Source organism: Streptomyces marokkonensis, from assembly GCF_039539045.1.
In the GTDB taxonomy this organism is placed as follows: domain Bacteria; phylum Actinomycetota; class Actinomycetes; order Streptomycetales; family Streptomycetaceae; genus Streptomyces; species Streptomyces marokkonensis.
The window spans coordinates 1-22,111 of record NZ_BAABCQ010000133.1; the positions used below are offsets into that span (position 1 = coordinate 1).

At 70.3% G+C, this 22,111-nt stretch carries 19 protein-coding genes; 2 read left to right on the forward strand and 17 right to left on the reverse strand.

The window, feature by feature from the left end; translation table 11 throughout:
• The 5 genes from ABEA26_RS26555 to mnmA form a co-directional block, all read right to left on the reverse strand.
• Window positions 1-349: restriction endonuclease subunit S domain-containing protein (locus ABEA26_RS26555; RefSeq protein ID WP_486388978.1), on the reverse strand; the 349-nt coding region annotated here is incomplete at its 3' end.
• The gene (locus ABEA26_RS26560) at window positions 339-2,987 is read right to left on the reverse strand and encodes a type I restriction-modification system subunit M (RefSeq protein WP_345595876.1); all 2,649 of its coding nucleotides are present in this window, start codon (window positions 2,985-2,987) and stop codon (window positions 339-341) included. The genes ABEA26_RS26555 and ABEA26_RS26560, both read right to left, overlap by 11 nt.
• Before the next feature lie 99 nt (window positions 2,988-3,086).
• On the reverse strand, window positions 3,087-3,929 hold the full coding sequence (locus tag ABEA26_RS26565; protein ID WP_345595877.1) for an RloB family protein: 843 nt from the start codon (window positions 3,927-3,929) through the stop codon (window positions 3,087-3,089).
• Entirely contained in the window at window positions 3,926-5,206 is a 1,281-nt protein-coding gene (locus tag ABEA26_RS26570; protein ID WP_345595878.1) for an AAA family ATPase, read from the reverse strand. The genes ABEA26_RS26565 and ABEA26_RS26570 overlap by 4 nt, the downstream gene beginning before the upstream one ends.
• Before the next feature lie 158 nt (window positions 5,207-5,364).
• Window positions 5,365-6,495: a tRNA 2-thiouridine(34) synthase MnmA gene (mnmA, locus tag ABEA26_RS26575; RefSeq protein WP_345595879.1), complete on the reverse strand. Its 1,131-nt coding sequence runs from the start codon at window positions 6,493-6,495 to the stop codon at window positions 5,365-5,367.
• Between the two features lie 60 nt (window positions 6,496-6,555).
• On the opposite strand from mnmA, the gene ABEA26_RS26580 reads away from it, so the two are divergent.
• Window positions 6,556-7,368: an N-acetylmuramoyl-L-alanine amidase gene (locus tag ABEA26_RS26580; protein WP_345595880.1), complete on the forward strand. Its 813-nt coding sequence runs from the start codon at window positions 6,556-6,558 to the stop codon at window positions 7,366-7,368.
• A 7-nt stretch (window positions 7,369-7,375) separates the two neighbouring features.
• Here the strand turns inward: ABEA26_RS26580 and ABEA26_RS26585 are convergent, their stop codons facing one another.
• From ABEA26_RS26585 to ABEA26_RS26595, 3 genes are all read right to left on the reverse strand, one after another.
• Complete coding sequence (locus tag ABEA26_RS26585) at window positions 7,376-8,545, reverse strand: cysteine desulfurase family protein (protein ID WP_345595881.1); 1,170 nt, start codon at window positions 8,543-8,545, stop codon at window positions 7,376-7,378.
• Window positions 8,546-8,781: 236 nt separating this feature from the next.
• On the reverse strand, window positions 8,782-9,642 hold the full coding sequence (locus tag ABEA26_RS26590; RefSeq protein WP_345595882.1) for a thioesterase family protein: 861 nt from the start codon (window positions 9,640-9,642) through the stop codon (window positions 8,782-8,784).
• 60 nt (window positions 9,643-9,702) lie between these two features.
• Entirely contained in the window at window positions 9,703-10,437 is a 735-nt protein-coding gene (locus ABEA26_RS26595; RefSeq protein ID WP_345595883.1) for a TioE family transcriptional regulator, read from the reverse strand.
• 90 nt (window positions 10,438-10,527) lie between these two features.
• Here ABEA26_RS26595 and ABEA26_RS26600 point away from each other — a divergent pair, with 90 nt between their 5' ends.
• On the forward strand, window positions 10,528-11,754 hold the full coding sequence (locus ABEA26_RS26600; protein WP_345595884.1) for an erythromycin esterase family protein: 1,227 nt from the start codon (window positions 10,528-10,530) through the stop codon (window positions 11,752-11,754).
• 12 nt (window positions 11,755-11,766) lie between these two features.
• Here the strand turns inward: ABEA26_RS26600 and ABEA26_RS26605 are convergent, their stop codons facing one another.
• The 9 genes from ABEA26_RS26605 to ABEA26_RS26645 all read right to left on the reverse strand — a co-directional run bounded on the left by ABEA26_RS26605 (window position 11,767) and on the right by ABEA26_RS26645 (window position 22,031).
• Window positions 11,767-12,426 carry a trimeric intracellular cation channel family protein gene (locus ABEA26_RS26605; RefSeq protein WP_345595885.1) on the reverse strand — a complete coding sequence of 220 codons (660 nt, stop codon included), beginning with the start codon at window positions 12,424-12,426 and terminating at the stop codon, window positions 11,767-11,769.
• Between the two features lie 70 nt (window positions 12,427-12,496).
• Window positions 12,497-13,900, reverse strand: coding sequence for an ABC transporter ATP-binding protein (locus ABEA26_RS26610; protein WP_345595886.1), 1,404 nt, complete (start codon window positions 13,898-13,900; stop codon window positions 12,497-12,499).
• Window positions 13,897-14,994 (reverse strand): ABC transporter ATP-binding protein, encoded by a 1,098-nt coding sequence (locus ABEA26_RS26615; protein WP_279561856.1) that lies wholly within the window; start codon window positions 14,992-14,994, stop codon window positions 13,897-13,899. The genes ABEA26_RS26610 and ABEA26_RS26615 overlap by 4 nt, the downstream gene beginning before the upstream one ends.
• Window positions 14,991-15,989 (reverse strand): ABC transporter permease, encoded by a 999-nt coding sequence (locus ABEA26_RS26620; protein ID WP_345595887.1) that lies wholly within the window; start codon window positions 15,987-15,989, stop codon window positions 14,991-14,993. The genes ABEA26_RS26615 and ABEA26_RS26620 overlap by 4 nt, the downstream gene beginning before the upstream one ends.
• Before the next feature lie 107 nt (window positions 15,990-16,096).
• Window positions 16,097-17,902 (reverse strand): ABC transporter substrate-binding protein, encoded by a 1,806-nt coding sequence (locus ABEA26_RS26625; RefSeq protein WP_345595888.1) that lies wholly within the window; start codon window positions 17,900-17,902, stop codon window positions 16,097-16,099.
• A 70-nt stretch (window positions 17,903-17,972) separates the two neighbouring features.
• A complete protein-coding gene (locus ABEA26_RS26630) occupies window positions 17,973-18,980 on the reverse strand; it encodes an ABC transporter permease (protein ID WP_345595889.1) in 1,008 nt (335 codons plus the stop codon).
• 315 nt (window positions 18,981-19,295) lie between these two features.
• Window positions 19,296-20,093: an enhanced serine sensitivity protein SseB C-terminal domain-containing protein gene (locus ABEA26_RS26635; RefSeq protein ID WP_345595890.1), complete on the reverse strand. Its 798-nt coding sequence runs from the start codon at window positions 20,091-20,093 to the stop codon at window positions 19,296-19,298.
• A 191-nt stretch (window positions 20,094-20,284) separates the two neighbouring features.
• Window positions 20,285-21,052, reverse strand: a complete 768-nt coding sequence (locus ABEA26_RS26640) for an enhanced serine sensitivity protein SseB (RefSeq protein ID WP_345595891.1) — start codon at window positions 21,050-21,052, stop codon at window positions 20,285-20,287.
• A 310-nt stretch (window positions 21,053-21,362) separates the two neighbouring features.
• Window positions 21,363-22,031, reverse strand: a complete 669-nt coding sequence (locus tag ABEA26_RS26645; RefSeq protein ID WP_345595892.1) for an AAA family ATPase — start codon at window positions 22,029-22,031, stop codon at window positions 21,363-21,365.
• Window positions 22,032-22,111 lie beyond the last annotated feature (80 nt).

Below are 22,111 nucleotides of genomic sequence, written 5' to 3' on the forward strand. Positions count from 1 at the left end.
CGAAGCGTAGCCGGAACAGATGGTTCTGGTACAGAAGCCCAGAATGCTCATCTGTCACAATGGCCGCTCGCCCGATCTGACCCGGATCTGCGTGGCCTTCCACCACCAGCACATCCCCGCGAGCCAACTCGTACCTGGGTCGATCGTTGCTCTGCTCTTCGAGAGTCGCAACGTCCGAAGCATCGATCCAACCCTTGCGGACATTAGCTACGCGCAGGTAGCCACTGGCGTGACGGTTGGGTGCTCGGTGAGGCCCCAAGGTGATACCAGCGGAAACGGGATTTACGACTTGCTTCAAAGGAACACAGGCTTCTGCCAGCCGCTTCGGCAGGAACAGGTCATCGCCCATAACCCAGCTCCTCAATCCACACCCCGAACTCCTCCGCCGCCCCGTCGCTCTCCGCTTCCAGCTCCGCCAGAGACACCGCGTACTTCTCCGTCCAGCAGCGGAAGGCCGCGACTAGTTCCCGGCGACCGGCGGCGGCCGTCGCGTCGAGGCGGGCGGCGAGTCCCTCGCCGAGGACCCGCAGGACGACACGCTGTCCGTCGTCCTGGGCCTTGGCCATCTCGGCCGCCGCCTTCAACTCGCCCAGGAACTTCGCGTCCAGCGCCGACCGGTGCTTCGATGCCGCCGTGCGTTCCTTGCGGCGCTGGGCGACCGCCTTCCCCAGGGCGGCGAGCTTCTCCGGGTCGACCGGCTCGGGCGTGGGCGTGTCCTCGTCGATGTCCTCCGGATCCGGGGACTCATCATCGTCCGCGTCCGGGGCCTGCGCGGGGCCCTGAGCCTCCGCTAGCTCGGCCACCGCCGTCTTGTACGCGGCGTCCGCCTTCGCGAGCGCAGTGTCCGCGCGGGCGACCTCGGCCAGGAAGTCGGGGATGAGGGCGCGTACCACCGGCTCGTCCAGGGCGCGGCGCTTGTCCGCCGTCGAGACGGTGGACTTGGCGCGGCCACGGCGGGGGCGTCCGTCCGTGTCGGCGTCGTCGTCCGTCTTCGGGACGACCGGGTTGACCACGGTCTCCACCGTCTCCACCCAGCCGTCCAGAACCCGCTCGTAGCCGCCGGCCGCGAGGGCCTTCACGTCGTAGCGCGCCGAGGCCCACCAGTCGGCGATGATCCCGGCCGTCTGGTACTGGTCCAGGATTCCCACCGGTTCGATCGCCTTGCGGAAGTCCGCGAGCAGGCGTTCCCGCAGGCGCATCGGCCTCCGGTCCACGGTGAGGTGCGTGAAGTGTTCGGCTTGTTTCGCCCACCACTCCTCGTACCGCTCGCGCAGTTCGCTCTCCTTCGCCGCCGCGAGTCCCGGAATGCGTTCCGCCGTGGCGTCCGGGCCCTCGGGCAGGAAGTCGACGTACGCGTCGTCGTCCGGGCGCCTTGCGAAGAGTGACAGCAGGTCAACGCCGTAGGACGAGAACGCCTCCCTCCTCGCGTCGATCTCCGACCTCGGCACTCCCCCATACAGGTGCGCTCGCACGTCCTGCGGTTCGGCGGGCGGGGAGTTGTCGACCCAGCGGCGGATGTTGAGGTTGCAGTCGGCGGCCAGCAGGGCGTCCCGGCTGACCACACGGGAGTAGCCGGCGATCGGGGTCCAGTCCCGGTACGCGGTGACGATCTTCTCGACGTGTTCGGGGCCGAGGACGTTCTGGTTGCGTCCCGGGCGGTACTCGCGGTCGGCGTTGATGAACAGGACGTTGCCCTGCCGGTCGCCGAGCTTGCGGTGCGGTCGGCGCAGGATGAGGATGCAGCCCGGGATGCCGGTGCCGTAGAAGAGGTTGGGGCCGAGGCCGATGACCGCCTCGACGCAGTCGTCCTCCAGGAGCTTCCTGCGGATGTCGCGTTCCTTGCCGCCCCGGAAGAGCACGCCGTGTGGCATGACGGTGGCGGCGACACCGTCCCGTTCCAGCACGGAGATCATGTGCTGGACGAACATCAGGTCGGCCTTCTTGCCGGTTTCCGGCGCCCAGCCCCATTTCATCCGGGTGCCGTGTGCCTCCTCGGCCCTCTCGACCTCGTGCTTGTCGTAGGGGAGGGAGAAGGGAGGGTTCGAGAGCACCTTCGTGAAGGTCCGCAGCTGCTTGCTGCCGTCCGGCCTCCAGTGCAGCGGCTCGGTGAGGGTGTCACCCAGCTCCAGCTCGAATTCCTGGATGCCGTGCAGCACCATGTTCATGCTCGCCATGGACCACGAGGGGCCGTTCTTGTCCTGGCCGTTGACGGACAGGTCTCGCGGGTCACCGCCGTGTTCCTCGACGTGTTCGCGGGCGGCGATGAGCATGCCGCCGGAGCCTGCGCAGGGGTCGTAGACGGATTCCCGCTCCTGCGGATCGACCAGCCGGACCATCATCCGTACGACCTCGCGCGGCGTGTAGAACTCTCCGCCCCGCTGCCCGGCCGTGTCGGCGAAGCTGGCCAGCAGGTACTCGTACGCCGCGCCCAGCATGTCCGGGAACTCGAAGTCCTCGTTGCGCAGCCGGTAGAGGGTGAAGTGGCGGATCAGCGAGCGGAGTTCGGCGGTCGTGAAGCGGGTCTTGGTGCCGACCGTGTCGTTGAAGGAGATGTGCGAGGTGACTCCGGCCAGGCGTCGGTTGGAGCCGGTGAGTGCCGCCAGCGCCTGGTCGAGGCCCTGTCCGACCTGTTCCGTGAGGCCGGAGATGCCAGGCTCCGGCTCCGGGATCGAGCCGCCTTCCTCCAGCGGCTCGTGGTACTTGTGGGGGCCCTTCCACCAGCGTGCCTTCTGGGGCACGTAGAAGACGCGAGGGTAGCTCTCCGGGTCGTTGGCGCGGGCGAGGGCGTCCTTCTCGTCCTTGCCCGGCCGTTCGAGCTCCGCGTGGTAGATCCGCTCCCACTCCGGCTGGAACTCGTCCGAGGAACGCTTCAGGAAGAGCATCCCGAAGATGTAGTCCCGGTATTCCGAGGCGTCCATCCGCCCGCGCAGGATGTCGGCGGCCGAGTACAGATGCCGTTCGAGCTGGGGCAGGGTCAGTCTGGCCACGGACCGGTCCTTCGTACACCATCGGGAATGGGGAGAACCCCGGCAGCCTAGTCCGGTCGGCGGCTCCGCCAGAAATCGCCGGACGGGCGGCGTACGGACTCAGCCGCTCCGCGTTTCGTCCTCGACGATCCCGAGCCGTACGAGCAGGCGCCACACGTCGGAGGAAGGGTCGCGCTTGAGCGGGTCGCAGTTCTCGGCGTGGCCGCTGCGCCGGGTCCACTGCTCGTAGGTCTCGGTGCGGGGTCCGGGGATCGCGGAGTGGTCGACGCCCCGACCCGAGCAGCCTCCGTGCGCGCACATGCCCACCAGCTTGCGGGCGTTTCGTACGGCCGTCTTCTCACGCTGCTTGTCCGGGTCCGTGAGGGTGCGGCCCTGCTCCTCGGTGATGCCCTTGCCCTGGTCGCCGGAGCCCGTGTCGTAGTGCTCGAAACCTTTCGCCTCGCGATGCGCCCGCAGCCGTTGCACCACGGTGTCCGAGATACCCCCTTCCTGGCCGGTGAACTGCTGGAAGTGCAAGAGCAGCCACAGTTCGAAGGAGGGGTGGGAAAGGGCCACCTGGACCCCGTGCTTCGCCGCGTCGCGCATGGCCTCGGGGATGTCCTGGTCCCGGTTGTCCAGGGCGTCACGGTCGAAGAGGGCCCACTTCTCGTCCTCGGGAGCCGATGCCGACGCGAGGACGAGAGCGACCACCTCCGTCGGGCGGAGACCCTTCCTGGTCTCGGAGAACTTGAGGAAGAACTTTTCGCGCTCTCCGTAAGCCGAGTTCAGCAGGGTGACGTAGTCGCGCTCAGTCCTCTCCCCCTCTGCGGCCACGTAGACCACCCGTCGGGACTCGTCCCCGTAGAACTGGGCCGGCCTGCGGACCGACGGGGCCGCTTCCCAGTCCCGGCGACGACGGCGGCGGTTTCCCGGCTGGTTTCGGTTCTGCTGTGCCCTGCTCACGCTGTTGCCCGCAGCCCCTCTTCGATGAGTGCGATCTGCCGTGCGATCTCTCCACTGGTCAAACGTGGGACGCCGCCGTAGTGGCCGTGCAGATAGCGGCGTTCCAGGTTGTCGTCGCGGCGGGCCTTGCGCGCGGCCGTGATGGGGTAGAGCTGGGACTCGCCGGTGGTCCTCTTCAGCGCGATCCACACCTGGTCGCGGTCCAGCGGCCGCTCCACCACGGACGGGCCCAGCAGGGTCGCGTCGTGCGTGGTGAAGATCAGCTGGGCGAGGCGTGGGTTGGCCTCGTGGTCCTGGAAGAGGCGGAGGACTTCCGCGGCAAGGATCGGGTGGAGGCTGGAGTCGAGTTCGTCGGCGAGGAGGACTCCGCCCTGCTCCAGCACGTGGAAGAGCGGGCCCAGAAACGCGAACCAGGCGTGGGTGCCCAGGGATTCCTGGTCCCAGAAGTCGAGGGGGCGGGGGGTGCCGTCGGCGCTGCGGTGCAACAGGTGCACCTCACCGCTCTCGGGATCGAGGGTCAGCCCGGAGACGCCCAGGTCCGCTGCGGCCAGCATGGCGCCGATGCGCTCGCGCAGGCGGGCACCGGATTTGCGGTCGGTCAGCCGCTTACGGGTCCATTCCGTGCGGTGCGGAACGTCCGAGACGGATGTGACCAGCCACAGGTTGTTGACGAACCAGCGGTGGACCGCCGCGAGCCCGGGGTGGTTGAGCGTGGCGCCGACCGTGAGGAACAGAGCGTCGGGGCGGGTGGAGGTGACGATGAGGTCCTTCTGGCCCTTGAGGCCGGTTCCGGGGAAGCGGAACTCGCCGCCCTCGCCCTCCGGCCGGCCGGCCTCACGATCGAACCAGATCTGGCGCCGCCCGGACGGATAGGCATGCAGCCACTCCGCCTCCACCCGCTCGTCCGACAGCTCGAAGCCGTAGGTGTACCGGACCCGGTCCCTGCCGAGCAGAAGGTCCACTTCGAAGAAGCTCGTCTCGTCCTGTGCGTCCGGGTCGAGTTCGAAGGGCTGGCGTGGGATCTCGGGTCTCTTGCTCCAGTCCGCGAAGGAGTCCAGCACGGCCGACCTCATGAACCGCAGGGCGTTCAGGACATTGCTCTTGCCGGAGGCGTTCGCGCCGAAGATCCCGACCGCCGGCAGCACGGAGACCGGCCTGCCCTCGGAACGGGCACCGGTCTCGCGTGCGGTGCCCTCATTCAGTTCGGTCGCCACCAAGGAGAGTTCGGTCTCCTCGCGGATGGATCTGTGGTTGGCCACCCGGAAACTGAGCAGCACGGCCGACCTCCTGACGAGGCGGGGATGAGATCACCGCCTTAGGGTGTTACGTGCGGGTAATCCGCATTGCCGAGCCTAAGGCGACATCCTGAGATACGCCAGAGCTCGTCACCGGCCGTTGACCGTTGCTGACCGCGATCACGCCTCAGGCACCCGGGTCAGACTGCCGATGCCTCGCGCACCGTCGACGCGATCGTCGCCGAGCCGACCACGCGCGTGCCGTCGTACAGCACGATCGCCTGGCCGGGGGCGACGCCGCGCACGGGCTCCGTGAAGGAGACCTCGAGGGACTCGCCGACCAGCTCGGCCCGTACCTCGGTCTCCGAGCCGTGGGCGCGGAGCTGGGCCGTGTAGGTGCCGGGGCCGGTGGGGGCGGCGCCGCACCAGCGGGGCTTGATCGCGCGCAGCGCGTGGACGTCCAGGGAGTCCGCGGGGCCGACGGTCACCGTGTTGGTCACCGGGGAGATGTCCAGGACGTAGCGGGGCTTGCCGTCGGGGGCCGGGGTGCCGATCCTGAGGCCCTTGCGCTGGCCGATGGTGTAGCCGAACGCGCCCTCGTGGGTGCCGAGCCGGTTGCCCGCCTCGTCGACGATGTCGCCCTCGGCCTTGCCGAGCCGGTCGGCCAGGAAGCCCTGGGTGTCGCCGTCGGCGATGAAGCAGATGTCGTGCGAGTCCGGCTTCTTGGCCACCGCCAGGTCCCGGCGCTCGGCCTCCGCGCGGATCTCGTCCTTGGTGGTGAGGGTGTCGCCGAGCGGGAACATCGCGTGGGCGAGCTGCCGGTCGTCCAGCACGCCCAGGACGTAGCTCTGGTCCTTGGCCATGTCGGAGGCGCGGTGCAGCTCGCGCGTGCCGTCCTCGCGGAGGATCACCTTGGCGTAGTGACCGGTGCAGACGGCGTCGAAGCCGAGGGCGAGCGCCTTGTCGAGCAGCGCGGCGAACTTGATCTTCTCGTTGCAGCGCAGGCACGGGTTCGGGGTGCGGCCGGCCTCGTACTCGGCGACGAAGTCCTCGACCACGTCCTCGCGGAAGCGGTCGGCGAGGTCCCACACGTAGAACGGGATGCCGATGACGTCCGCGGCGCGGCGGGCGTCCCGCGAGTCCTCGATGGTGCAACAGCCCCGCGCGCCCGTGCGGAAGGACTGGGGGTTCGCGGAGAGCGCGAGGTGGACGCCGGTCACGTCGTGCCCCGCCTCGGCCGCGCGGGCGGCGGCGACGGCGGAGTCGACTCCGCCCGACATGGCGGCGAGGACGCGGAGGGGACGGGTGCGCTGCGGGGTGTCATCAGTCATAGCCCTTCCAGGGTACGGGGAGGCGGGAACCGGAGCCCGCGAGTATGCGTTGTTGATCGCATGGGGGCGAAGCACGAATCCAGAAACTCATCCACCGGCGGGCCGACCGGCGAGTCCGCCGGTGGGTCGACCGGCGGGTCCACGGGCGGGCCGACGGGCGGGTCCTCCGGTGGATCCGCCGGCGGGCCCCGGGACGCGGACCGGCGCATCGGCCGCCGCGCGCTGATCGTCGGCGGCACGGCGGCGGCCGTGGGCACGGCGGTGCTGGCGCGCGACGAGCTGGCCCGCCTGTGGTGGCGCGTGCCGGGAGTCGAGCGGCCCCGTGAGGAGGGCGTGGTCGACTACGCCGGCGCAAGCTGGGTGGCGGCCTCGGACGAGAACTGGCGGCGCGCGGACCGGCCCGACGACTTCGGTGTCGACATGGTCATCGTCCATGTCACACAGGGCAGTTTCGAGAGTGCGGTCAGGGCCTTCCAGGATCCCGGGCACAAGGCGGCCACCCACTACATCGTCGGGCAGGACGGGCGCGTCACCCAGATGGTCCGCGAGCTGGACGTGGCCTACCAGGCGGGCAACCGCGACTACAACGAACGCAGTGTCGGCATCGAGCACGAGGGCTTCGTGGACCGTCCGCAGGACCTGACCGACGAGATGTACGCGGCCTCCGCGCGGCTGACGGCGGGGATCTGCGCACGGTACGACATACCCCTGGACCGCGAGCACATCATCGGCCACGTGCAGGTGCCGGGCACCGACCACACCGATCCGGGGCCGCACTGGGACTGGGACCGGTACATGAAGCTGGTGCGGCGGGCGGCCACCAGCGCCCCGTCGGGCGGCCCGACGGGCGGTCCGTCCCAGTCCGGCGCCTAGCCAGGTCTCAGCTCAGCCCCGCCACGCGGGCGCGTTCCACCGCCGGGCCGATCGCCTTGGCGAGGGCCTCCACGTCGGCCTTCGTGGAGGTGTGGCCCAGCGAGAAGCGCAGGGTGCCGCGGGCCAGGTCGGGGGCGGTGCCGGTGGCCAGCAGGACGTGGCTGGGCTGGGCGACGCCGGCGGTGCAGGCCGAGCCGGTGGAGCACTCGATGCCCTGGGCGTCGAGCAGGAGGAGCAGGGAGTCGCCCTCGCAGCCCGGGAAGGTGAAGTGGGCGTTGGCCGGGAGGCGGCCCCCCGGTGCCGGGTCGCCGCCCAGGATCGCGTCCGGGACCGCCGTACGGACGGCGTCGACCAGGTCGTCGCGCAGGGCGCCGATCTCGCGGGCGAACCACTCGCGCTGTTCGACGGCGAGGCGGCCGGCGACCGCGAAGGAGGCGACTGCGGGGACGTCCAGAGTTCCGGAGCGGACGTGGCGTTCCTGACCGCCGCCGTGCAGGACCGGTACGGGGCTGTACTCGCGGCCCAGCAGCAGTGCGCCGATGCCGTAGGGGCCGCCGATCTTGTGGCCGGAAACCGTCATGGCGGCGAGCCCTGAGTTGGCGAAGTCGACCGGGAGCTGGCCGACGGCCTGGACTGCGTCGGCGTGCAGCGGCACGTCGAACTCGGCGGCCACGTCGGCGAGTTCGCGGACCGGCATGATCGTGCCGATCTCGTTGTTGGCCCACATCACGGTGGCGAGGGCCACGTCGGAGGGGTCGCGTGCGATGGCCTCGCGCAGCGCCTCGGGGTCGACCCGGCCGTGGGCGTCGACCGGCAGGTACTCGACCCGCGCGCCTTCGTGTTCGCCGAGCCAGTGGACGGCGTCGAGGACGGCGTGGTGCTCGACGGGGCTGGCCAGGACCCGGGTGCGAGCCGGGTCGGCGTCGCGGCGGGCCCAGTAGAGCCCCTTGACGGCGAGGTTGTCGGCCTCGGTGCCGCCTGAGGTGAGGACCACCTCGCTGGGACGGGCGCCGAGGGCTTCGGCGAGGGCCTCGCGGGACTCCTCGACGGTGCGCCGCGCGCGGCGGCCGGACGCGTGGAGGGAGGAGGCGTTGCCGGTGGCGCTCAGGTGCGCGGTGAGTGCCTCGACCGCCTCGGGGAGCATCGGAGTGGTCGCGGCGTGGTCGAGGTAAGCCATGGTGGGGCCGATTCTACGGGGCGCCCCCGTCCGGCCTCAGACCAAGGCTGGCCCCTTCTCCGCGCGGGGGTGCGGATGGCCCGCGCGGAGGGTGCGGAGGGCCCGTACGGCCGTACTCGTCGGCCGTCGGCGGACACGCGCCGGGAACGGGGACGCCGGAGGCGGACAGGGCCTCGACGTCCCGGTGGACGGTACGGCCGGACTTCACGGCGCCGGCGTGCCACGTGGGGCGTGGGTCAGCCCAGCCGGACCCGGGCCAGCTGACGGGACTGGGCCACCAGGCGGTGGGCGCTGTCCCAGACCTCCGCGTCCTCCTCCAGGAAGCCGCCGGCCAGGTTGCGGGTGGTGATGGAGACCCGCAGCGGGCCCGGCGCGGGACGGCACCGTACGTGCGCGGTCAGCTCGACCGTGGGGACCCAGCCCTTGAGCCCGAGCTCGAAGGCGGTCGGAGGCAGCGCGTCCACCGCCAGGAGCATCGACAGGGGGTCGGCGTCGCGGCCGTCGGCGAGCCCGAACCAGGCCCGCATCTCACCCCGACCGGACGGCTTCCCGAGCGCCCAGCCCAGCGTGGCGGGGTCCAGCTTGAGCATCAGCCGGTCGGCGATGGCCGAGCCGCCCTCGACGGGGGCGGGGCCGTCCTCCGGGCCGAAGCACTGGTCCATCGGCGGGATCGCCGGCGGCTTCGCCGAGGTGCGCACGTCGTCGGGCAGCGTGTCGAGGTCGCCGTAGGAGGCGAGGACGCGGATGCGCTCGACCTCGTTGCCCTCGTCGTCGTACTGGAAGAGGGAGGCCTGGCCGGTGGAGAGGGTGCGCCCCGTGCGGACGGTCTCGGTGCGCACCACCGCCGGGCCCGGCCGGGAGGCGGTGAGGTAGTGCGCCGAGATGGTGAAGGGATCGGGATGCGGGAGGGCGTCCCCGAGGGCGCGGCCCAGGACCGCCAGCAGGTAGCCGCCGTTGACGGCGTTGATGATCGTCCAGCCGGCGGAGAGGTCGATGTCGTAGACACCGGGGGCACGCCGGGTGGCGGCGGTGTCCCGGTCGAACTCGCTGTCGCCGATGGTGGCCCGTGTGGCCGCTGCGGAGGCTGCTTCTGACATGGCTGCACGGTACAACAAGGAAGCTACTAAGCGGTAGCTTGTGGCTTTCCGGTCACGGTCTCATCCGCGCTCGCGCAGGTACGCCTCCAGTTCGGCCGCCCCCGACAGCAACGCCCGGCCGCGCGCGGAGACCCGGTCGTGCCAGTCGCGCAGGGTGGCCTCCAGCGGTTCCAGTCCCCCGGCGGCCCGCACCTGGCCGATCACGGGAGCGATCTGCTCCAGCAGGTAGCCGCCCCGCCTGAGTTGGTGGACCAGCCGGGCGTCCCGTACGTCGGCCTCGCCGTAGACGCGGTACCCGGTCAGCGGGTCGCGGCGCGGGCGCACCAGCCCGGCGCGCTCCCACTTGCGCAGCGTCGCGGGCCGGATCCCGAGCTCCGCCGCCAGCGGCCCGACGAACGTGCCGCCCGGCCGGGAGACCGCCGCACCGGACGCCGGTACCTCCGCGGGTGCCAGGTCGCGCAGCGCGTTCTCCACGGCCCGGAGAGTCCGCCGGTCGTCGAGCAGCTGGGCGTGGCCCTCGTCGATGAGCCGGTACGCCTCGTCCGCCGCACCCCGGTTCACGGCCCGCATGATCGAGGCCGCCGGCTGGTGGCCGTGGCCGGGCAGCAGGGCGAGGAACACGCGCAGCGCCTGTGCGTGCAGGGGGGTGTAGGTGCGGTAGCCGTGGGCCGTGCGACCGGCGGCGGGGAGGATGCCGGCCTCCTCGTAGTTCCTGACGGCCTGTGTCGACAGACCGTGCGCGCGCGCCAGATCGATCGGCCTGAGCCTGCCACCGTGTTGAAGCTTTTCGACCATGACGAAGACTGTAGCGAGGCTTTTCATGCGCTACAGCTCGAGACAGCGCGGAAAAGTTTCCACGGAAGGTTCAACGATAGCGTTGAAGGCATGGCTACTGGCATCAAGAACACCACCCACCCCGTCGAGGCCACCGCCGTCATGGGGCTGCTCCCCGCCCGGCCCCGGCTGCTCGCCCTGGGCGAGCCCACCCACGGCGAGGAAACTCTGCTCTCCGTGCGCAACGACCTCTTCCGGCAACTCGTCGAGCAGGAGGGCTACCGGACGATCGCGATCGAGAGCGACTGCCTGAGGGGCCTGGTCGTGGACGACTACGTCACCTCGGGCACGGGCACCCTCGACGAGGTCATGGAGCGCGGGTTCAGCCACGGCTGGGGCGCCTACGCGGGCAACCGCGAGCTCGTGCGCTGGATGCGCGCCCACAACGAGCGTGTCCACCACGACGGCCGACCCACCTCCGAGCGGCTCCGCTTCGCCGGGTTCGACGGACCGCTGGAGATCACCGGCGCCGCGAGCCCCCGCCGGGCCCTCGCCGCGCTCCACGGTTGTCTCGCGGCCCGGGTGGACGCGGACCTGCTGCCGTGCACCGCGGAAACGCTCGACCGCCTGCTCGGCGCCGACGACCGGTGGACCGAGCCCGCCGCGATGACGGACCCGGCCCGGTCCGTGGGAAGGTCCGCCGAGGCCCGGGAACTGCGGCTGCTCGCCGACGACCTGGTGTCGCTGCTCGACGAGCAGACGCCGCACCTGCTCGCCACGACCTCGCGGGACGACTGGGACCGGGCGGACCTGTACGGGCGTACCGCGACCGGCCTGCTGCGCTACCACCACTGGATGGCCGACGCCTCACCGGCCCGCATGAACCGGCTGCTGGGCCTGCGGGACCGGATGATGGCCGACAACCTCCTCGCGCTCGCCGCCCGGGGCCCGGCCCTCGTCAACGCCCAGAACGCCCATCTCCAGCGCGAGAAGAGCTCGATGCGGATGTGGCAGGGGCCGGTGGAGTGGTGGAGCGCCGGCGCGCTGGTCAGCGCCCGGCTCGGCGACGAGTACGCCTTCCTCGCCACCGCCCTCGGCACGATCCGGCACCAGGGAGTGGACACCCCGCCGCCGGACACCGTCGAGGGGCTCCTGTACGGGCTCTCGGAGGAGCGCTGCGTCGTCGACGCCTCCCGCCTGGCCGACGCTCTCGGCGACCCGCCACCCGCACCCCGCGTGTCCCCCTGGTTCGGCTACGCCTCGCTGGACCCGGCCCACCTGGCCTCGATCGACGGGCTGGTGTTCGTGAGCGACGTCGAGGCCCCTGGCCGGCCATAGTGCCGCCGGGCCTCACTCCCCCTCCGTCACCGTCGACCGCCGGTTCCAGGCGCGCGGCGCCCGCCAGTGGAACCGCAGGGCGAGCAGGCGCAGGACGAAGGCCGTGACGACCGCGAGCCCGGTGGTGAACGGGGTGAGCGCTTCGTAGCGGATGCACAGGGCGACCATGGTGGCGCCGACGATCGCCGGGACGGCGTACAGGTCGCGGTCCCAGCGCAGCAGCGAGGGCACCTCGTTGGCCAGCACGTCCCGCAGTACGCCGCCGCCCACGGCGGTGGTCAGGCCCAGGCATGCGGAGGCGGTCAGGCCGAGCCCGTAGTCGTACGCCTTGACCGTGCCGGCGACGCAGAACAGGCCGAGGCCGGCCGCGTCGAATATGTTCACGCCGGTTTGGAGGCGCTCCACGTGGGGGTGAAGGAAGAAGACCAGCAGGGTGGCGAAGAGCGGGGTGATGAAATACCCCAGGTCCGTGAAGGCCGCCGGCGGTACGGCGCCGATGACCAGGTCCCGGAACAGCCCGCCGCCCAGCGCGGTGACCTCGGCGAGTACGGCGATGCCGAACACGTCGAAGTTCTTGCGTACGGCCAGCAGCGCGCCGGAGATGGCGAAGACGAAGATGCCGACCAGGTCGAGCGTGTGCTGGACGGTTGGGGTGAAGAGTTGCTCGTACACCCTTCCATTCTTACCCGACGATGAGCCCCCGCCTTACAAACGAAGGCAGGGGCTCATCGGCAGGGCAAAGTCACTTCCCCGACTTGCCCGGTTTCCCGGGCTTCCCCTTGGCAGGAGGCTCCTCGTCGGCGCCGTCGGCACTCTCGGCGACCTCGGCGGCCTCGGCGCCGGGCTTGTCACCGCTCCCCGTGTCCTCGGTGGCCTCGGTGTCCTCGGCTGCCCCGGCGTCCTTGGTGCGCTCGGCCTCCGCCTCGTCCGCCTCGTCCGACTCGACCTCCGCGGCCACCGCCGCCGAGGTCGCGGCCGAATCCGCCAGCGCCTTCTCCGACACCAGCTCCGCCGCCTCCTTGGCGTCGGAGAGCAGGACGACGTCCTGCGGGGCCTGGTCCTCGAAGTTCTCCGGGTGGTGGCAGGCGACCTGCTGGCCGGGACGCAGCTCCTTCAGCGGCGGCTCGGTCGTCGTGCAGATCTGCGTCGCCTTCCAGCACCGGGTGTGGAAGCGGCAGCCGCTCGGCGGGGCGATCGGCGACGGCACGTCGCCCTTGAGCAGGATGCGCTCGCTCTTGGCCGACTTGCGGGACGGGTCCGGGATCGGGACCGCCGACATCAGCGCCTTGGTGTACGGGTGCATCGGCGTCTTGTAGATCAGGTCGCGGTCGGCCAGCTCCATGATCTTGCCGAGGTACATCACCGCGATCCGGTCCGAGACGTGCCGGACGACGGACAGGTCGTGCGCGATGATCACGTACGTCAGGCCCAGCTCCTGCTGGAGGTCGTCCAGCAGGTTGACGACCTGGGCCTGGATCGACACGTCGAGCGCGGAGACCGGCTCGTCCGCCACGACCAGCTTCGGGTTCAGCGCGAGTGCGCGGGCGATGCCGATGCGCTGGCGCTGACCGCCGGAGAACTCGTGCGGATAGCGGTTGTAGTGCTCGGGGTTGAGACCGACCACCGACAGCAGCCGCTGCACCTCCTTCTTGACCCCGCCCTCGGGCTCGACGCCCTGGAGGTGGAAGGGGGCGCTGATGATCGTGCCGATGGTGTGGCGCGGGTTCAGCGAGGAGTACGGGTCCTGGAAGATCATCTGCACGTCGCGGCGCAGCGGGCGCATGCCGCCGACCCCGAGGTGGGTGATGTCCTTGCCCTGGAACTCGACCTTGCCGGCGGTCGGCTCCAGGAGCCGGGTGATCAGCCGGCCCATGGTCGACTTGCCGCAGCCGGACTCGCCCACGACACCGAGGGTCTCACCGGCCTTGACCTCGAAGTCGATGCCGTCGACGGCGCGCACGGCGCCGACCTGGCGCTGCAGCAGGCCCTTCTTGATCGGGAAGTGCTTCTGCAGCCCGGTCACCTTCAGCAGGACCTCGCCGGGGGCGGCGTCCTCGGCGAGAGTGGCGGTGCCGGCGGCCTCGCTCTGTGTGCCGTCGCTCTGCGCAGGGATGGCCACTGCTTCGTCCTTGGCGTTCTCGCTCACAGCTTCGGCGCAATCTCTTCGGTCCAGATACGCTCCCGCTGCTCCTGCGACATGTGGCAGGCGGCCCAGTGCTTGCTGCCGACCTCGGTCAGGTCGGGCCGGACCGTGCGGGTGACGTCGTCCTTGGGCACGTCGGCGTACGGGCAGCGCGGGTTGAAGGCGCAGCCGGACGGGAGGTTGATCAGGGAGGGCGGGGAGCCCTTGACCGGGATGAGGCGTTCCTGCTGGTCGCGGTCGAGCCGCGGCATCGAGCCGAGCAGGCCCCAGGTGTAGGGGTGCCGGGGCTCGTAGAACACCTTCTCCGCCGGGCCCCGCTCGACGCACCGGCCGCCGTACATCACCAGCAGGTCGTCGGCCAGCTCGGCGACGACGCCCAGGTCGTGGGTGATGATGATGACCGCGGAGCCGAACTCCGTCTGCAGGTCCCGGATGAGGTCGAGGATCTGCGCCTGGACGGTCACGTCCAGGGCGGTGGTCGGCTCGTCGGCGATGAGCAGCTCGGGGTTGTTGACCAGCGACATCGCGATCATCGCGCGCTGGCGCATACCGCCGGAGAACTCGTGCGGGTAGCTGTCCACCCGCTTGTCCGGCTGCGGGATGCCGACGCGGTCGAGCATCTCCACGGCACGGCGCTTGGCGGTCTTCTTGTCCACCTTGTGGTGGATGCGGTACGCCTCCACGATCTGCTGGCCGATCGTGTAGTACGGGTGCAGCGCGGACAGCGGATCCTGGAAGATCATCGCCATCTCACGGCCGCGCAGCTTGCGCACGTGGTCCGGGTCGGCGGACAGCAGCTCGGTGCCGTCCAGCCAGATCTCGCCCGAGATCTGCGCCTTGCGCCTGCCGTACTGGCCGGCGGTGTGCAGGCCCATGATGCCGAGCGAGGTCACCGACTTGCCGGAGCCGGACTCGCCCACGATGCCGAGGGTCTTGCCCTTCTCCAGCTGGAAGCTGAGCCCGTCGACGGATTTGACCAGCCCGTCGTCGGTCGGGAAGTGCACCTTGAGGTCGCGTACTTCCAGGAAGGCCTTCGGCGCGGGCGAGGTGCCGGTGGGCTCGCCCACCGCGGCTCCGCTCTTGCTGAGGTCGGTCATGCGAGCCTCACTCGGGGGTCGATCACGGCGTACAGGACGTCCACCACGAGGTTGGCGATCAGCACCGCGAGAGAAGTGATCAGGACGACCCCAAGGATAAAGGGCAGGTCCTGGTTCTGGATCGCGTCCAGCACCTTCTGGCCGAGGCCGGGGAGGCTGAACGTGGTCTCGGTGAGGATCGCGCCGCCCATGAGGGCGCCGAGGTCCATGCCGAGCATGGTGAGCAGGGGGGTCAGGGTCGACCGCATGGCGTGCTTGCGGATGACGACCTGCTCCTTGAGGCCCTTGGCACGCGCGGTGCGGATGTAGTCCTCGCCGAGGATCTCCATCATGGTGGCCCGGGTGATCCGGGCGTACATCGCGGCGTACAGGAAGGCCAGGGTGACCCAGGGCAGGAGCATGCCGCCGAACCAGCCGGTGACGCTCTCCTCCAGGGGCACGAACTCACCGTTGATCCAGCCCAGCCCGTAGGAGAAGACCGCGAGGCTGACCAGACCGGTGAAGTAGATGGGGAGGGAGACGCCCGCCAGCGCGACGACCATCGCACCGCGGTCCCACAGGGTGCCCCGCTTGAGCGCGGAGAGCACACCGGCGGCGAGACCGAAGATCAGCCACAGCACGGCCGCGCCGAGCGCGAGGGCCAGGGTCACCGGGAAACGCTCGGTCAGCACCGGCCAGACGGACTGCTCGGTACGGAAGGAGTAGCCGAAGCACGGCGCGGAGCAGTTGGTGACGTCACCGCCGGCCGCGTAGGTGCGACCCGCGAAGATGCCCTTGAAGAACTCCCAGGCCTGGACGTAGACCGGCTCGGCCAGGCCCAGCTTCTCCCGCACTCCTTCGACAGCGGCGGGGTCCGCCTGCTTGCCGACGAAGCTCAGGGCGATGTCGACGCCCGCCCACTTGGGGACGAGGAAGAAGATGCCGAAGACCACCAGAATGATGACAACGAGCATCACAGCGGCGGCGAACAGCCGCCTGATGAGGTAAGCGAGCACGGGTTGCGGCCCGCTGCGGACCAGGGCCGCCGGAGATCGTCCGGCGGCCCGCGGTCACGCCGCGCCGGCCTTCACCTGCCTTTCGTGCCGTACGGCGGGTGTACCGGTTACTTCTGCGGGTTCTTCAGGCCGATGTTGACGAAGTCGTACATACCGCTGTAGCCGTCAGTGGTGTACACGTTCGCCAGTCGGCTGGAGCGCCAGTTGATGAACTTCTCGAAGACGAAGGGCAGGTAGTACGCGCCCTCCATGATCTCGTGGTTGATCTCCGTGGCGATCTTGGCCTTGCCGTCGGCGTCAAGCTGCGTCAGGTAGTCCGCGAACAGACCGTCGATCTTCTTGTCGTCGATCATCGCGAAGTTGTTGTTCGCGCTCTCGAGGATGTAGTCGCTGTGCCACAGCGGCAGACCGTAGCCCTGCACGGACGGGAAGTCCGGGCCCCAGCCCATGATGATGATGCCGTAGCCCTTCTTCTTCACGTTCGTGGGGCTACCGATGACGCTGGCGTACTGCGAACCGTCGTACTGGTCGATCTCGACGTCGATGCCGACCTTCTTCAGCGACGCCTGGAGGGACTCGGCGGTGGCCACCTCGACCGGCTTGTTGTTGCGGACCGCGATGGTGGTCTTGAAGCCGTTCGGCTTGCCGCAGGCCTTCAGTTCTTCCTTGGCCTTCTCGACGTTGCCGTTCTTGTTGTCGGTGGCCATCTTGTACGGGTCGTACTTCTGGCCCTCGGAGCCCGGGACGGCCGGCGGCAGCATGTTGGTGCCGATGTCGCCACCGGCGACCGGGCCGCCGCGCGCGGTCTGCAGCGAGACGTGGTCGGCCCCGTAGAGCACGGCCTTGCGGCAGTGGATGTCGTTGAACGGCTCCACGTTCTGCGGGAACGAGGCGTACCGGATGTAACCGGAGACCGGGTTGTCCAGGTTGCCCTTGTGCTCCTTCAGGGCCGTGGTGCGGCCCTGCGGGGACAGGCCGGTCTGGGCCAGGTCCAGGTCGTAGTCGCCGGCGATCAGACGGGCGTCCAGGTCGTTGGCGTTGGAGAAGAACTTGATCGAGATCTTGTCCGGGTACGCCTTGCGGACCGGGTCCGACTCCTGCTTCCACTCCGGGTTGCGGACCAGGGTGAGGTCCTTGTTCGGGCTGTAGGACTCGAACTTGTACGGGCCGGAGGAGAACGGGCGCAGGCCGTACTTGGACTTGGTGTCCTTGTCCTGGCGGACCGGGGACGCCGAGGTCAGCGCGAGCATCTCCTCGAAGTCCGAGTTGGCCTGCGGCAGCTTGAAGACGATCGTCTTGTCGTCCGGCGTCTCGATCGCCTTCAGACCCAGCTTGTCCTTGGACTTGTCCTTGTACGGACCCTGGTACTCGTCCTTCGGGTCGAGCACCTCCTTGAGGTACGTCGGACCGCCGGACAGCACGTCCTGCGCCCAGACGCGCTCGATGCCGTACTTGATGTCCTTGGAGGTGATCGGCTTGCCGTCCTCCCAGGTGATGCCGTCACGCAGGGTGTACGTGTAGGTCTTGCCGTCGTCCGAGACCTTGGCGACGTCGGTGGCGAGGTCGGGGGTGACCTCGGCGCCGGTCTTGCCCGGCTCCGTCTTGTTCGTGACGAGCTGGCGGCTGTAGTAGCGGGAGAAGTTCCACATGAAGCCGTAGTAGCCACGCGTGGTGTCCCACGAGTCGGCGTCCTGCGTGCTGGCGAACTTCAGCTCGCCGCCCTTCTTGGCCTCGGAGGCCTGAAGGACCTTGTTGTTGGCCGCGTCGAAGGTGGCCGCGCCGTTCTTCGAGCCGCCGCCGTTGCCGCCGTCGTCGCCGCCGCCGCCGCACGCCGCCGTGGTCAGCAGCGCGGCGACCACTGCGGCAGCGGCCAAAGCCTGCTTGCGCCGCCCTGAGGTGCGTTGGGTAGTCACGATCTCGGATCCTCCGGATTAGATGAGAGACCCCGTGCGGGAACCACGGGTCGCTTGCCGGTACGGCAGGTCAGCGGGAGCCCTTCGGGTCCAGCGCGTCGCGCACGCCGTCGCCGAAGAGGTTGAAGGCAAGAACGGTGATGAAGATCGCCACGCCGGGGACCACCATGTACGTGGGGTCCGACTTGTAGTAGTCGATCGCGCTCGAGAGCATCTGCCCCCAGGACGAGGTGGGCGGCTTGACGCCCACGCCCAGGAAGCTGAGTGCCGCCTCGGTCAGGATGTTGGTGGGGATCATCATCGTGGTGTAGACGATGATCGGCGCCACCAGGTTGGGCAGCAGTTCCTTGAACAGGATGTAGAACCGTCCGGCTCCCAGGGACCGGGCCGCCTCGACGTACTCCCGTTCACGCATCGAGAGTGTCTGGCCGCGGACCACGCGACCGATGTAGGGCCAGCCGAAGAAGCCGATGACCAGGATCATCATGAGCAGTCGCACGCCCGTGCCGCTCAGTCCGAGCATGTTGTCGGGCATGACGGAGACCAGCGCGATGATGAACAGCAGCTGCGGGAAGGCCAGCAGGCCGTCCATGACGCGGCTGATGAGGGCGTCGACCCAGCCGCCGAAGAAGCCGGCCAGGACACCCAGGACGGTTCCGATCACCACGGCGACCAACGCGGAAAGGAAGCCGACGAGCAGTGAGATCCGGGCGCCGTGGACGATGCGGGCGAAGACGTCGCGGCCGTTGACCGGTTCGACGCCCAGCCAGTGCTCGCCGCTGATTCCGCCCATGGACCCCACGGGGGTGCCGAACAGCGGGTCGATCTTGTCCTCGTTGAAGGCGTTGGGATCCTGCCCGTAGAGGGAGGTGATCAGGGGCGCGAACACCGCGATCACGATGAGGACGAGCACCACGATTCCGCCCGTCAGGGCCAGCTTGTCCCGTTTCAGGCGCTCCCAGGCGATCCGGCCCAGGGAACGTCCCTGTACCGCCTTGGCCTCGGCGCCGGCAACCGCCGCTTCCTCGGCAGCACTTGGGGCCGCTTCCGCGGTCGGCTCGTGCAATGGTGCCGTCATCTGGCAGGGACCCCTCTCAACCGGCGGTAGCCGGCCCGCACTTGCCGCTGTAGCGGCGTGATCAGTCCGTCGTACACAGGAGCGGGCAATCACTCCTCGTTTCGGGAGTCTTCAACGCTTTGGCGATCTGTAGCCAGACTTGAAGGGGAATGGATGCGTAACCGTGATGCTGTTTGAGGTGTTCCGTTATCCGGACACTGGGTAACGGGGGCCGGACATGGACGAGTTGGGACATCGGAGGCGAAGCGGGATCTTGCACCCTTGTCTACGCGCGGAGATGTCCGCCCCGGTGCGGGCGGGACGAGCCCGCGACGGTCAGCACCGTCCCTGGGCCGGAGGGTATCCGTATCCGCCCGCCGGTGCCTGGGCGGGGGCGACCGCGTGGGCCTCACGGTCGTAGAAGGGGCGGGCGTGGGCACGCAGCCACATGGCGACCGGGTCGTGGGCGTCGGTCATCGCCACCGTCGACACCGGCAGCCCGTCCGGCACCGCGCCGACGGACTGCTGCATCATCCCGCGCACCGCGTCGACGGCGGGCGGCGACGTGTCGTACACGTCGAGACCGATGGCCAGATACGGCGCTCCCAGCGCCGGCTGCACCCAGGCGCGGCGCAGCGCGCGGACCGCCGCGGTGCGGTGGGCGTTCTGCGCGAGCAGGGCGTAGAACTGGGGGATCTCGATGGCCGGTTCGGACAGGCGCAGGGGGCCCGCCGGCTGGCGGTCCAGGCCGGAGGCGATGCGGCGCAGGTCCAGCCACGGGATGCCCACGCCGCCGCCGGGGGCGTGCGGGTTGAGCCACAGGCCGAAGTGGTCCGGGTAGAGGGCTCGGGCGGCCTCCAGGCCGTCGACCACCTCGTACGACCGGTTCCAGCCACTGGCGGACAGCTCCTGGGCGGAGGTGACACAGGGCGCGTAGCCGTAGCCCTCGACCTCCATGTTCCCGTACTGGGCGTCCGGGGAGCCGGCCTGGCCGTGCCAGAGCAGCATCCAGACCTGGCCGGAAGTGGGGGTGGCGAGCGCACGCAGCAGCGCCTCGTAGGCTTCGTAGCGCCCGGGCGTCACCTGGCGCAGCATGTGCTCGACCTGTCCGGTCGTGGTGCCGCTGGCGCTCACGCGTATCGCCCCTTCGAGAAGTTCCCCGGTTGTGGAACCAGCTTAAGGCTCCGCCTGACGCAGGACGCCTACGAGCTCGGGGTGCGGTGTCCGTCGGCGCGCGCGGGTTCGTTGTGGCCGGTCGCGCCCACGCGGCGGAGCCGCATGTCGATACGGCCCCGCGCCCCTGCGGGCGCTGCCCTGCCCGGCGGTCACAAGTCCCGGTCGTAGAACGGACGGACGTTCGCCCGCATCCAGTCGCAGACCGGGTCCTGGGCCGCCTCCAGGAGGACGAGGTTGACCTGTGTCTTCGGGGGGGCCTTGGTCAGGGCCCGGCCGAGGGCGTCCAGCGGGAGGGCGCGGGCGTCGCCCTCCCAGTGCGTGAGTTCGACGCCGACGAACATGACGGGGTCGGCGGTCTCGATGGTGGCGAGGCAGCGGCGGGCGGTACGCACGACGCCGACGGCGGCGAACTCGGCGGAGGCGGCGGCGAGGAAGTCCACCGGGTCGTCCTGCCAGTCCGGCTCGAAGAGGCGGACCCGGCCGCCGGACGCGGGCCCGTCCAGCGGGCTGCGGCCGGCCCGGCACAGCTCGGCCACGGCCTGCGGCGGCAGCGGGATGCCCACCACGCCTTCCGGGTTCACGGCGATGCCGATCTGCGGGGGCAGGCCGCGGGCGAACTCCGCGGCGGGGGCGACGGTGTACGCCATCTGCGCGCCGGCGACCTGGCGGAGCTGCTCCTCGGAGCTGAACACCGGTACGTAGGCCTGGCCGTCGACCTCCAGGGAGGGCAGGTCGAGGGGGCCGCTGTGCGGACCGCCGCCGTTCGGCAGGGGGATCCACACGAAGCTGCGGCCGAGCACCTCGACGATCCGGCCACCGGCGCCCGCCACGCCGAGGGAGGCGGACAGCACCTCCTCCAGCTCGTTGCCGGGCCACCCGCCGTGCGGGTGGGGGTGCGCCTGTGCCGGGAAGTCCATCTGCCTACCTACCGCCTGCCTGGTACCGCTGCTGTGGCTGAAAAGGCTAACCCGTCCGGCCCGGCGGTCCCAGGGCTTGTCCCGGACGCCGGGCGCGGCCCGGACGCCGGGCGCGGCCCTGGCTCGGGACGGCCTCTTGGAACCGGCTCCTTGGGGCCGGCTCCTTGGGGCCGGCTCCTTGGGGCCGGCTCCTTGGGACGAGGCCTTCGGACAACCCTTCGGGCGGGTCCTTGGATCGGGGGCCTCGGGACGGGGTCCGTGGGTCGGGGGCCTTGGGTCGGGGCCCTCGGGACGAAGGCCCTCGGATACCTCACCCCGTGAAGGCGATCCGGTGGAGCGTGTCCGCCGCCGCCCGGTCCAGGAGCACCGCCGACGCGCAGCCGGCGGGCAGAGTGCCCTCGGCCACCGCGCGCAACAGGCGGGTGTTGGCCGAGCGGTGCCGCAGGAACGCGTACCGCGACACGCCCCGGCCGCGCTCGCGCTGGCCGGCCAGGGCGTCGTCGGCGTCGACGTCGAGCAGCAGCAGGTGCAGCGTGCCGTCGCGGCGGCGGGCCTCGCGGGCCAGCCAGCCCCGTACCCAGGCCTGGGTGCCGCAGTCGTGCACGACGACGCCCTCGCCGGAGCGCAGCGCGCGGCGCAGTCCGGCGTAGTGCGCGAGGCGGACGAGGGGCCGGTAGAGCCCGTACGGCAGTAAGCGCGGCATGCGGTCGTCCCAGCGGTCCCGGGTGTCCTGGGAGTCGATGCGCGCTCCGCGCACGGTGCGCTGCATCAGTGTGGACTTGCCGCTGCCGGGCAGGCCGGTGATCACCACCAGGTCCCGGGGTCCGAAGAGCAGGGCGTGCGGGCTGCGGCCGCCCCGGTCCCGCAGGTCGCGGACGACGGGTGCGGGCAGTTCGGCGCACGCCTCCGGTGCCGGGCCGACGGGCTGCTTGGGCAGCGCGAGACCCGAGGTCGTGGCGTACGCCGTGGTCCTGTTCACCGTGATCGTCCTCCCCTGGGGCGGTTCACGAGTCACCATCCCCGTCGAGTGTAAAGAGAAGGTAATGCGCAGGTCTCGCG

Coding starts and splice junctions, on each gene's coding strand:
- mnmA (WP_345595879.1), bottom strand. CDS start 6,495: ATGACTGATGACACCCCGCAGCGCACCCGTCCCCTCCGCGTCCTCGCC.
- ABEA26_RS26580 (WP_345595880.1), top strand. CDS start 6,556: ATGGGGGCGAAGCACGAATCCAGAAACTCATCCACCGGCGGGCCGACC.
- ABEA26_RS26585 (WP_345595881.1), bottom strand. CDS start 8,545: ATGGCTTACCTCGACCACGCCGCGACCACTCCGATGCTCCCCGAGGCG.
- ABEA26_RS26590 (WP_345595882.1), bottom strand. CDS start 9,642: ATGTCAGAAGCAGCCTCCGCAGCGGCCACACGGGCCACCATCGGCGAC.
- ABEA26_RS26595 (WP_345595883.1), bottom strand. CDS start 10,437: ATGGTCGAAAAGCTTCAACACGGTGGCAGGCTCAGGCCGATCGATCTG.
- ABEA26_RS26600 (WP_345595884.1), top strand. CDS start 10,528: ATGGCTACTGGCATCAAGAACACCACCCACCCCGTCGAGGCCACCGCC.
- ABEA26_RS26615 (WP_279561856.1), bottom strand. CDS start 14,994: ATGACCGACCTCAGCAAGAGCGGAGCCGCGGTGGGCGAGCCCACCGGC.
- ABEA26_RS26630 (WP_345595889.1), bottom strand. CDS start 18,980: ATGACGGCACCATTGCACGAGCCGACCGCGGAAGCGGCCCCAAGTGCT.
- ABEA26_RS26640 (WP_345595891.1), bottom strand. CDS start 21,052: ATGGACTTCCCGGCACAGGCGCACCCCCACCCGCACGGCGGGTGGCCC.